Annotated in this window: 4 protein-coding genes; all 4 read left to right on the top strand. The window is 39.2% G+C overall.

The features are described from left to right. Positions 1–62 precede the first annotated feature (62 nt). The 4 genes from MTBBW1_RS22165 to MTBBW1_RS22145 all read left to right on the top strand — a co-directional run bounded on the left by MTBBW1_RS22165 (position 63) and on the right by MTBBW1_RS22145 (position 8,097). Complete coding sequence (locus MTBBW1_RS22165; protein ID WP_080807360.1) at positions 63–1,109, top strand: alpha/beta fold hydrolase; 1,047 nt, start codon at positions 63–65, stop codon at positions 1,107–1,109. 243 nt (positions 1,110–1,352) lie between these two features. After that, a complete protein-coding gene (locus MTBBW1_RS22160) occupies positions 1,353–4,757 on the top strand; it encodes a hypothetical protein (RefSeq protein ID WP_080807357.1) in 3,405 nt (1,134 codons plus the stop codon). A gap of 452 nt (positions 4,758–5,209) precedes the next feature. Continuing rightward, positions 5,210–6,664: a trimethylamine methyltransferase family protein gene (locus MTBBW1_RS22150; RefSeq protein WP_080807353.1), complete on the top strand. Its 1,455-nt coding sequence runs from the start codon at positions 5,210–5,212 to the stop codon at positions 6,662–6,664. A gap of 281 nt (positions 6,665–6,945) precedes the next feature. Then, the gene (locus MTBBW1_RS22145) at positions 6,946–8,097 is read left to right on the top strand and encodes a radical SAM protein (protein ID WP_222424145.1); all 1,152 of its coding nucleotides are present in this window, start codon (positions 6,946–6,948) and stop codon (positions 8,095–8,097) included. Positions 8,098–8,242: the final 145 nt, after the last annotated feature.

The raw sequence follows: 8,242 nt of genomic DNA, 5'->3' as shown, positions 1-8,242 counted from the left end.
CTATTTTATTGTGATGCAATTTGGTCATTGTCGTTTATCAAAGCAAAGGATATTGCTGAATTATGAAAAGATTCTTTAACTCCGGTTTTATCGGGCTACTACATGTTCTTATGGCATCTTCCCAGTTGTTTGGCCAGAATTGCCTTGCTGACAGCGGAAAGGTTTATGGAGAAAATGCTCGGAAATTTCATTTTGGCTGGTTTGGTTCAGATATTGCAGGAACTATTCGCTGGGGAATGCTCTCTGCATCTGTTCCTGAAAAAGATATAATCGGAGTTATACTGCTTCTTAATGGCAGGACAGAGTTCATGGAAAAATATAATGGTGTTGCAACCATCCTCTCTTCCATGGGTTATAATGTTTTGAGTATGGACTGGAGGGGACAGGGACTCTCTTCAAGGGACATTCCTGAACGCCATAAGGGATATGTTGCTGATTTTGCTTATTACCTTAATGATCTTGATCGTTTTTACAGCGATATTGTAGCCGGAATGGGTTTGCCTGTCACAATTATGGCTCACTCAATGGGAGGACATATCGCCTTGAGATTTCTTATGGAAAAAGCACACAACAACAAGATACCCCATCAGATAAAAAAGGCTATTCTGCTTTCTCCCATGACAGACATCTGTACATCTCCTGTTCCCCGTAGATTAGCCGATACCATTGCATCTATTGCAGTGAAAGCCGGTTTAAAAACATCATATTTCCCTGGTAATCATGACTATTCACGGGAAAAGGTTAAATTTAAAGATAATCCATTGACCCATGATCATGATAATTTTTTTATTGAGCATGATGAGATTGAAAAAAACAGAGAGCTTGCGCTTGGCGGAGTCACCTGGGGATGGCTGAAAGCGGCATTCGATTCCATAAAATATCTGGATTCACCAGTGGAGCTTTCCGCCATCAATATCCCTGTATGGATTGCAAGTGCTGAGCTGGACAGTGTGGTGTGTAACTCTTCGCATAAAAAAATATGTGAGTCTCTTCCCATGTGCAGAATTGTTACCATACCCGGTGCTAATCATGAAATCCTTTTTGAAAGAAAGGATATACAGGAAAAATTCTGGAATGTTGTACCCCTTGATAATCAAGTTGATTTTTGATGGTTTATTAGAAAGTCTCCATAAAATACTGATATACAACGACTTTTATGTTTTGCTGTGATGCGTCAGCAAACATGGGGGTTTTTATATGAAAGTCTCTGTAACAGCCTGTTTTAAAAACGACTTTCACTCCTTAGATTGTGGCAGGTATCCGCCATGTACGTTATAAAAAGTCCAATATATCAATACAGGTTCATTGGTTATTAATCCGGCAATTTTGCCATTCTCTTAAGGGATGCTGTTTTGACTGAAGACAAAGTATCTGATTCCAGTAATGAAGATAATTCACCCGTAAAATACCATTGGGGCAAAATGGATATTGAAAGCCGGATGGGTTTGCCGGCTGGAAAATATACAAGCGCAAATATATTTGTCTCTTTGCTGTTTGGCGTGATAGCTACCATGGCTATCTTTGGCATAACTTATACTTTGGGGTACATGAAATCTGCGGAGCTTTTTTCCATAAGCTCTGCTGCTTCATTTCTTGTTATATTTTTGTTAACCACAGCTCTTTGCAATCTTTTTGTAAAATGGCGAAAACTCACTCTCCAGCAGAAGATGCTTTATGTTGAGGTGTTTCCTTCTGGTAAAAATATTGAGTTCACCAAGGATTTTGCAAGGGAAACTTTGGCGCATATGCGTAATCTGGTGGATGATTCTGATAATTTTCTTTTATTGAGCAGAATAAAAGAGGTTTTATCCATAATCCGTTTTATGGGTGTAACCGATGATATCTCAAAATATCTCAGAAACAGGGTACAGGAAGATGATGCATTGATTAAATCAAGCTATCTTCCTGTCAAAATAATAATCTGGATAATTCCTTTGCTGGGGATAGCCGGAACACTTGCCGGGACATGGAGCAATATTGCAGGACAGCATCAGGGCATGGCTGTTGAAGCTCTCAAGGGTGGGGTCTCCGGAATCACAGCAGCTTCCGGAGATCTGTTGCATATTTTGATGTTAAATGTTGCAAAGCCCCTTGATAACATCCTTATAGCGTTTACTGCATCACTTGTCGTTTTTATGTTGTCAGTTTTTCTGAGAGCAAGGGAAGAGGTATTTCTCAATTCATGTAATGATTTCTGTCATGCAAATATTCTTCGTAAAATAAAGATATCCTATGGAGACAGGCTTGAGCATATAAGGCTCAGGGCATTTCTGAAAAATTCTGTAAAGGCACTTGATCAGCTCTGGCATGAACTTGAGAATGACACCGAGGATGTTACACTGAAAAGAAAGGAATCCAAGGAGCACATTAAGGCCTTTTTTGATAATGCTCGTAAAAAGATTGCTGCCAAGCGCAGAAAAACATTGTTATTCTCTCTGATAATGCTCACTGTGATTGCATCTACCATTATGCTGTCCATAAATGTCAAGGATTCAGGCAGGATTCGCAAAATGGTTGAACATGATATAGATGTTGCATTTGAATCCGAAGATGTTTCAAGAATAGAGTCACTTCTTGATGATATTGAAAACAGCTACACTTTTGTTTTTACATCCGGAGAAATCGAAGCAAAACGCCTGGTGCTTGAAAAATTGAAAATAGATATTGCCCATCAAAAGGAGATTTTCAAGAAAAATTTTGATGCCCTTGAAAAGATACGCAAGGGTGGATTTAATGAAGAGTCTTCAACCATTGAAAAAATGCTTCAAGATGCCTCATTGAATATGAAACATGTTTCTGTGGCAAAACAGGCTGATTTTATTGATCTTAAAAGATTGTGGGAGGAGAAAAAAATTGGTGTAACCGTTGAGGCAAAACAGGAGATGACTCGCATTTTGAAGGCTTTGACTGATGAGTTTAACAGGATTGAAGCAAATTCTCGATCCAGTTCAAATCAGGGTAAGGATACTGAATCAGCTTCAGGGAAGAGTGCAAAGGTTGATTCATCAAATCAATCTGGTTTGCCAGCGAAATCAGGAGAATCATCCGGTAATAGTGACAGCGGAACCAGTGGGTCTGATGAGGGAAAATCTGTAATATCTTTATTTAACCTTATGGATGGAGGTAAAGCCATCAATCGCATTGAATCTCTGATTGTTGCAGCCACACAGATTACCAATGTTTCACAGGCAATGAAAGACTCTGTTGAAAATTTCAGAGCCAGACTTGAGTTAATAAAAGTTGCATGGGCAAAAAGAAGGAACGTCATAGCAGAGTTTGACAAGGTAGCCTCCTTGAAACAATATATTGATACACTTGAAAGCTTTAAGGGGAAGTTTCCCAATGATGGCATCAATGCTGGCATATCATCAATATGTTCTATGTATCCTTTTTATTATGATCTTCTCTCTTATCCTTCTGATATGAAAGAGAAAACTCTTTTCTGGAGTGAAATTGCAGAGCGTATAAAGGCGTTTGATCAGAATTTTGCCGTTAACAAGGTAGATGTTGTTAATGAGATAAAAAAAATACAGATGATTCATGCATTTACTAATCTCTGGGAATGCATTGTCAACAAACCCAACCAGAAAATTGAGACATGGTATTTTATGGGACATCCCACCCAGACATTTGTGGACGGGGTGAAATCCTATGCAGGAGGAGCATATATTCCTTTAATGGATGATGTTCAACCTGCATTTCCGGAAAAATTTGTAATAAATGTCCATGTCCAAGAGCTTAAAAAAGCCTCACATTGTGATTACGTAAACAAGATGGTGGAGAGGATTCTTTCAGATCCCTCTTTGGAAACCATGTTGAAAGAGATGCGTTATCTTGTGAAGCAGCGCTTTTCTCCAATTTTGAAACTTGATCTGCTTAGGTATTTTGCAAAACCTCTGGTTACTATTGCAGGCAGAGAGAATTCAGGGGATTTTGCCGCCCTTGCTGACCTTCTTGAAAAATCATCCTTAAAGCATCACTGGCTGTGCACATCAAACCAGAAATATGAGATTGAGAGCAAAAAGGCTGATGCACTTGTCAATGAGATCATTATGAAATCTAAAAAGATTCATGAATATATGGTTAAATTAAAAATTGAAAAAATTGCGTTACAGCGCCTGCCCCGCTGGGTAGGCTATGCAGATCTGGAAGACAGTGAAAAATTTCATTTAAATACTTCTTCAGAGCCAAATGAGATATGGGTGGTAAGAAGCACTGAGCATAATGTTTCTGGAAATCCTGAAGCTAATTTTTCCGGAAACCCTGAAGCTAATCTTTCCGGAAACCCTGAAGCTAATCTTTCTGGAAACCCTGAAGATAATATCTCTGGAAGCCCTGAAGGTAATCTTTCTGAAAACTCTCAAGCTAATCTTTCTGGAAATCCTGAAGATAATATCTCTGGAAAGGCTCAACAGAGTATAGCCGCGAATTCTAAAAAGAGTTTTACTGCAAACGCTGAACAAAGAGTAGCGCAAAATTCTCAAAAGGGTGTGACTGCAAAGGCTGGGCAAGCCATAGTTCATTCATTGCCAATGATTATGGTTGCCCGTGAAAAGCTTCATGGAGGGGTTCTTACCTATGCTGAACATGGAAAATTATTTCCTGGAGAACCCCTGTTTGCACCCTCTGATGGCCAAACTACATGGATATTGCTTCAGGAGCTTGTAAATAAACTTGAAATTAAGGGTAATTATATTTCTGATGAGTGGCCATTGGTATGGCCTGTGAATGTCAGAGCCGTGAATTCAAAAAAGTAATATTAATCGTCCATGGCTGCGATGCAGCCCCCAAAAAAATATAAAATTTTGTATCCATTTCCACGGTAAACAGGTATGATTGATTACGTATTAATTCTCCCTCAAATATAAAAATGATAGTCATTTTTACGGTAAAGAATGCCTTAAGAGTCCCTGATTTTAAAGAAAAATATTTTGCTATAAAAGTGAAAACATGTGAAAAATATTTTTCTGTAATAATGAATAAAACAACAAAATTAACAGTTAATTTTAATTTTTTAATACTATATCCATCGTTTTTTTGCATAATTTAGAAAAATATTGATTAATTATCTTTGCTGGCACACAGTTTGTATAGTACTCCTTACAACAGATTTTGCCATATTGTTTTTCAAAAATGGCAATTGCCTCCGACAAAAGAATAGTTAGGCTCCAACAAAAGCCAATCATGAAAAAAACAGAAGGAGTAAAAAATGGGTGACAATGCATTGAATACCTTTGAAGAAGCTTTAAATCTTGAAAATGAATACGATTTTAAAGCAGCAAAGAAAGTCTATGAAGACCTGACTGCAAATGAGAAACAGGGTAATGTTTTTGAAAAAGCCACTTCAAGACTGGCAGATATGGACGACCTTATTGAAGAGAAAAATATCTATGAAAGAGTTCATCACAACGCAATAAAGGTGCTTTCAAACATTGGCATGAATATCTCTGAGAGCCAGGAACTCATGGATATTCTCATGGAAGCAGATGCCATAGATTTTGAAAATGAAACTGCTCTTTTTATTCCTGTTAAAGAATCCTATATAAATGAGTGTCTTGAAAAATGTCCCAGAACATGGCCGGGTGACCCTGGTTTAAATACATTTGGAACTGGAGCAACACCTCCTTTCCTTAAACGCCTTTTTGATGATGAACTTCGTCAGGCTAACAGAAAAGAGTTTGAAAAAATTGTTAACTGTGTAAGCGAAAATCAGGATGTGGTCAAAATATTCAGTCTGCCCGTGGAAACTGATAAAAGCATTACTGCTTTTGAAAGGGCACAGTTCATGGAAAATGCCTTTCCAGGTCTTAAGATGACTGCAACAAAAGGCTTTTCAGATGAGGAGATGAAATTCCTTGCAGGCAAAGATGACTGGGTGGACGGCACAAGCCTTATTACATCCCTTGTACCTATGAGTACAATGATTAAACCATTTTTACGAAGTGCAAGAAGCGGAGCCAATTTGCTTCTTCTGGATCTTACAATTGCAGGTTCATCAGGCCCTGGAAGCCCGGAAGCTCTGCTTACGCAGATCCATGCTCAGGTACTTTTTATGATTGTAATGTCACAAAGCGTAAACCCTGGTGTATTCTGTATGCATGGAGGAATCCCGGGAGTAACTGAAGCCGGAGGCGATCTTTCATACAGCTCTACCCATCAGCCTTTAATTAATGCTGCAATGGCAAGGGTTAATAACTGGGTTACAAAGCTGCCTTCAGCCCAGTCCGGTGGAAGCACCAGCATCTCCACCCTGAACAATGAATCTGTTTTTGAGTCTGAACTGAGCCGTAACACACTTAGAAAATATGGTGTGCATATTGTACGCCATGCCATGGGTGCCATGGGAAGCCTTAATTTTTTCAGCCTTGAAAAATTTGAAGAAGATTGCCAGAGAGAACGTAAAAATCTGACTCTGTTTAAGGATGCTCCATCAGACAAAGGAGTCATTCCGCTCTATTTTCCTACAGATAGTGATGCAATGGATGGTATTCGGGAGATTGCGGAAAAAGGCGGGCCTAAAAATGCAGAGCACACCTTGAGAAATGTGGATGCCTTCATCAAGTGGGAAGAGAGGGTCAACAGTGCTGCACGGGAAAAACTCTATTTTCCTGATATCAATGATACTGTCATTGAAAAGATAACCAGGGGAGATATGATTCCCTGATCTCTTGCGTTGTTTTTGGATTTTCTTTTTGTTTGATGTGAAGAATGCTCATATTTCCGATTTTTGTGCTGTTTAGTAATAGGGTTTCATTAACTTACTCGAACTCCTCCTCTCCAGACATGGAGAGGAGGCTGTGGGGTGGGTTAATGGGCAAGTTATTTAGACCCTGTTCCTTAAGCAAAAAAATCGGAAATCCTATTTGGTTCCGGTATGGGTAATATGATAATATTACACCCTGATTGTTAGAATTTTCTAATGTTTTACCAAAATTGGAGGAAAAAGTGAAGGATACACCACAATATCAGGGATTTGAACTTGGCCCCATCCGACCACCAAGTGAAGCAGGCAGTTTATTGCTGCGGGTTACCCGAAACTGTCCCTGGAATTTTTGTAAATTTTGCACTCTTTATAAAGGTAAAAAATTTAGTAAAAGACCTGTTTTCCATATCAAACAGGATATTGACCTTTTAAAAAAACATATCAACCGCATCAAATCTGTACCGTTTTCAGGGGATTTTCGTTCCATAAATCTGATGCCAATTGTTGAATCAACACCAAAGGAAGAGCTCCCTGTTTTCCAGGCTGCTCTTCACTGGTACAGAGGCAAAATGGTATCGGTTTTTCTTCAGGATGCCAACAGTCTGATTATCCCGCCAGATGATCTTGTGGAGATTTTAACTTATCTGAGAGAAGCATTTCCCGATATTCAGAGAATAACTTCATATGCACGATCCCATACCATTGCCCGTATAAGCGATGTTGATATGGCCCGGCTTTCAGCAGCCGGTCTCAATCGCATACATGTGGGGATGGAGTCGGCTGCCGACGATGTGTTGAAGCTTGTCAAAAAAGGTGTGGATAAAGCTACCCACATCAAGGCGGGACAAAAGGTAAAGCAGGCCGGAATAGAGCTTTCCGAATATTATATGCCAGGACTCGGTGGTGCAGAACTATCAACCTCCCATGCCATTGAGTCTGCCGATGCCCTGAATCAGATTAATCCTGATTTTATACGCCTCAGAACCCTTGCAGTTATTGATTTTTCAGAGCTCGCCAAAGATGCCAGAGCAGGTATTTTTACCCCTGTTGGTGATCTTGAAATTGCAAGGGAATTGCTTCTTTTTCTTGAGCATCTTGATGGTATCCAAAGTGCGGTTAAAAGCGATCACATCCTAAATCTCTTTCAGGAGGTTGACGGTGTTTTGCCTGATGAAAAAGATAAACTTATCGCACCTGTAAAAAAATTTCTTTCAATGGATCTTGAAACCCAGATGATTTTCAGGGTGGGAAGAAGGGCCGGGATTTTTTCAAGTCTGGATGATCTTAAAAATTTCGGACTTATGGCATATGCAGAAGAGGCAAGAGATAGATATGGAATAACTGTTGACAACATTGATCATTTTACAGAAGAACTGATCAAAAGGTATATCTGAATTTTAAGAAATTAAATGACTCAAAGACGACACCTATTATCTTTTGAGCCTTGTGAATACTGCCTTATCTTTGTTAATCTTGGGAATCCTGATTCAGACAGTGTTGACAAGGCTTACAAGATCATAGGTGTCGATTTTTAGTAAA

Source organism: Desulfamplus magnetovallimortis, assembly GCF_900170035.1.
Taxonomy (GTDB): domain Bacteria; phylum Desulfobacterota; class Desulfobacteria; order Desulfobacterales; family Desulfobacteraceae; genus Desulfamplus; species Desulfamplus magnetovallimortis.
The sequence above is the reverse complement of the archived record's forward strand: the minus strand, read 5'-3'. Positions and strand labels throughout refer to the sequence as shown.

Excerpts from the sequence above, each read along its gene's own strand:
- MTBBW1_RS22165 (WP_080807360.1), top strand. The coding sequence starts at position 63 with ATGAAAAGATTCTTTAACTCCGGTTTTATCGGGCTACTACATGTTCTT.
- MTBBW1_RS22150 (WP_080807353.1), top strand. The coding sequence starts at position 5,210 with ATGGGTGACAATGCATTGAATACCTTTGAAGAAGCTTTAAATCTTGAA.